The sequence below is a fragment of the Brunnivagina elsteri CCALA 953 genome, from assembly GCF_002289455.1.
Lineage (GTDB): Bacteria > Cyanobacteriota > Cyanobacteriia > Cyanobacteriales > Nostocaceae > Brunnivagina > Brunnivagina elsteri.
The window spans coordinates 1-3,024 of sequence record NZ_NTFS01000582.1 but is presented as its reverse complement, the minus strand read 5'-3'; the positions used below and the strand labels follow the sequence as shown (position 1 = coordinate 3,024).

General features: G+C 43.4%; 1 protein-coding gene and 1 pseudogene. One reads left to right on the top strand and one right to left on the bottom strand.

Annotation, left to right across the window (positions count from 1 at the left end; all coding sequences use genetic code 11):
* A pseudogene (locus CK510_RS28655) lies at positions 1–193 on the top strand (HAD family phosphatase); the annotation flags it as partial.
* Positions 194–378: 185 nt separating this feature from the next.
* Here the strand turns inward: CK510_RS28655 and ptsP are convergent.
* Entirely contained in the window at positions 379–2,916 is a 2,538-nt protein-coding gene (gene ptsP, locus CK510_RS28650; RefSeq protein ID WP_095724873.1) for a phosphoenolpyruvate--protein phosphotransferase, read from the bottom strand.
* Positions 2,917–3,024 lie beyond the last annotated feature (108 nt).

The following is a 3,024-nucleotide window of genomic DNA, read 5'->3' as shown; positions in this document are numbered from 1 at the left end:
ACTACCAAAACAATGTATGGCAAAAGAAGATACCCCTGCAGGTATTCAAGCTGCTAAACGTGCGGGAATGCAGGTTTTAGCTGTAGCGAATACTTATCCATTTCATATGTTGCAGCGTCAAGCAAATTGGACTGTAGATTATCTTTCTGATTTGGAATTGGAACGAGTTATAGAAACATTTGCAGAGAAATAAAAATATTAGATAATATTTAGATAATAGTTAATATTCTTTTTAACTTTTTATTGTTGCATCATCCAGACAATTAATCCTAAAATCTGGTCTATAGGTGGTAAATTATAGTCGTTTAAATCAATGGTAATATTATTTTCTTCTTCTAATTCTTATAAATCCTAATCCTAATTCTCAAGAAAGCAAAATTACCAATAATTAAAAGTCATCAACATTTCCCGCACTTTCGTTGCCGAATCCTGCTTGAGTGCTTCCGATGCGATCGCTTCTGCTTCGATTAAGCTTAACCTAGTAATAGATTTCTTGAATCTGGGTATCGCTTGGGGGTTCAAGCTGACATCATCGAGTCCAAAACCTAATAATATAGGTGTGGCAATCGGATCGGAACCAAGTTCCCCACACAAACTCACGGATATTCCAGCCTTATGTCCTGCTTCCACTGTTTGCAGTATCATTCGTAACACAGCAGGGTGGAGTGCATCAGCTAACCTGGCAACTTGGGGATTAGTGCGATCGCAAGCCATAATATACTGACTGAGGTCATTTGTACCAATACTGAAAAAATCGACTTCGGCTGCAAGTTGTTCAGCAATGGTAACTGCGGAAGGAACTTCCACCATAATACCAACTTTGATGTTTTCATCAAAGAAAATGCCCCCTTGTCGAAGTTCCTCTTTTACTTCTTCCACAATCGCTTTTGCTGTTTGTAGCTCTCCAATCGTAGAAATCATCGGAAACATGATTTTAACTGTTCTGCTGGCACTAGCGCGTAAAATTGCCCGCAATTGGATTTTAAATAATTCCACCCGATCCAAACAAAATCGAATCCCTCGCCATCCTAAAAATGGATTATTTTCCTGTGGTAAATTTAAATATGGTGCGGGTTTGTCACCACCAACATCGAGAGTACGAATCACTACCGGACGGGACTCTAATACTTGCGTAATTCCTTCATATACAGCAAATTGTTCCTCCTCACTCGGTGCTGTGGTTCGGTCTAAGTACAAAAATTCCGTACGTAACAAACCCACACCCTCAGCGCCCATACTTAGTGCCACTTGAGCATCAGTAACCCCGCCAATATTCCCCAGCACCATCATGCGTTTGCCATCGGTGGTGATTGCGCTGCGATGGGCATTTCTCCGTACTTTTTGCTGGGATATTTGCCATGCTTGCCGTTGGGCTTCCAGGGCTGTAATGATATCTGCATTAGGTTCCACCCAGACATGTCCTGTGTCTCCATCCATACCAATTACCATGCCGTCGTTCAGCCGCAAAATATCTTCAGGAAGACCAACTACCGCAGGAATCCCCAAACTACTAGCAATAATGGCGGTGTGTGATGTCGAACTTCCGGCTGTCGTACAAATACCTAAAACCTTACTCGTATCGAGTTGTGCTGTATCGGATGGTGTGAGGTCGATGGCAACTAAAATTGCTGGATGGGTCAAATTGAGATGCGCCGCAGCCGTTCCTAGTAATAAACGTAACACCCTTTGTCCCACATCCAAGACATCAGCAGCACGCGATCGCAAGTAGGAATCGTAGTGAGTGCGGTATTGATTAGAAAGTTCTTCGACTACGGCTTGCCATGCGGAAGCAGCATTCACATGTTCGATAAAAACGTAGTGTCGTAAGGCTTCGAGAATTATCGGGTCACTTAAAAATAATAAATGCGCGTCAAAAATCGCGGCTTCGGTATCCCCGATTTGGGTTGAGGTTTGGGAAAGTAAGGTGGTTATTTCTTGGGAAGCAGAATTGAGAGCATCTTGCAAACATTGCCACTCATGTTCTGGATTTTCTACGTAATACTGCGGTGACTTGAGGGTGGGAAGTTGGTGTCTAACGATGGGAGCGACAGCATAACGATGACTAGGTGCGATCGCAACTCCTGAGGATGCGGGGATACCTTTAAGGGATGGTGCGGCGATGGATACGGGTATCTCTTGCCTGTCGAGAGGAATTTCTTCGGGAATATAAATTGGGGTATCACCTTCGCCAAAATTGTCTTCAACTAAAGCCTGTAATGCTGTTAATGCTTCATCAGCATCAATTCCAGAAGCGGAAATTGCTAATTCGTGATTATGACGCACCCCCAACATAGCGACTTGGTTGATACTATCGGCACGGACGTATTCTGTTTTTTTAGTAATATTTCTAACTTTGATTTGAGCCTGGAAGCGAGAAGATGTGGCGACAAATTGGGCTGCGGGACGGGCATGTAAACCCATGCGATTACTGACAGTGATATATATTTCTTTGGTTTGTTGGGTTTCTGGGATTGGTGTTTGTTCGTAACTAGTTGGTGGAGATAAATTGATACCTAACTGAGAAGCCTTTGCCATCAAAGCACCGCGAGCTTCAGCCATCACCTGTTCGATATTACCACCAGCAGCAGCAGCAACAACAGCTGCGATCGCGCCTTCAACTAATGGAGCTTCGCAAAGGTGAATTTTTTGGCGTTGTGCTTCCGTGAGAAATTCTAGAGCCATTTCCGCACTCATTAAAGCACTACCCATATCCATTAAAACAAGCACACCAGCATCACTGTAGACAGATTCAATTGCTTGATGAACCTGTATCACATCAGTTCCCAGTGGGTTTTCTGTATCATCAACACCACCAGCAACCGCGAGGGGAACCTGACCATGAACCATCTGCGCTGCGAGTTCCCGCAAGCCTTCTGCCAGCTGCTTACTGTGAGAAACAATGACAATTCCAACCACTGTGATGTTGTTAACCCCGACGCAAAGTTACATTCAAAGTATAGTTAATTGGTAGTAGTTAGTAGTTAATAGTTAATTGAACTAATTACTTCCCATTCCCTATTAACT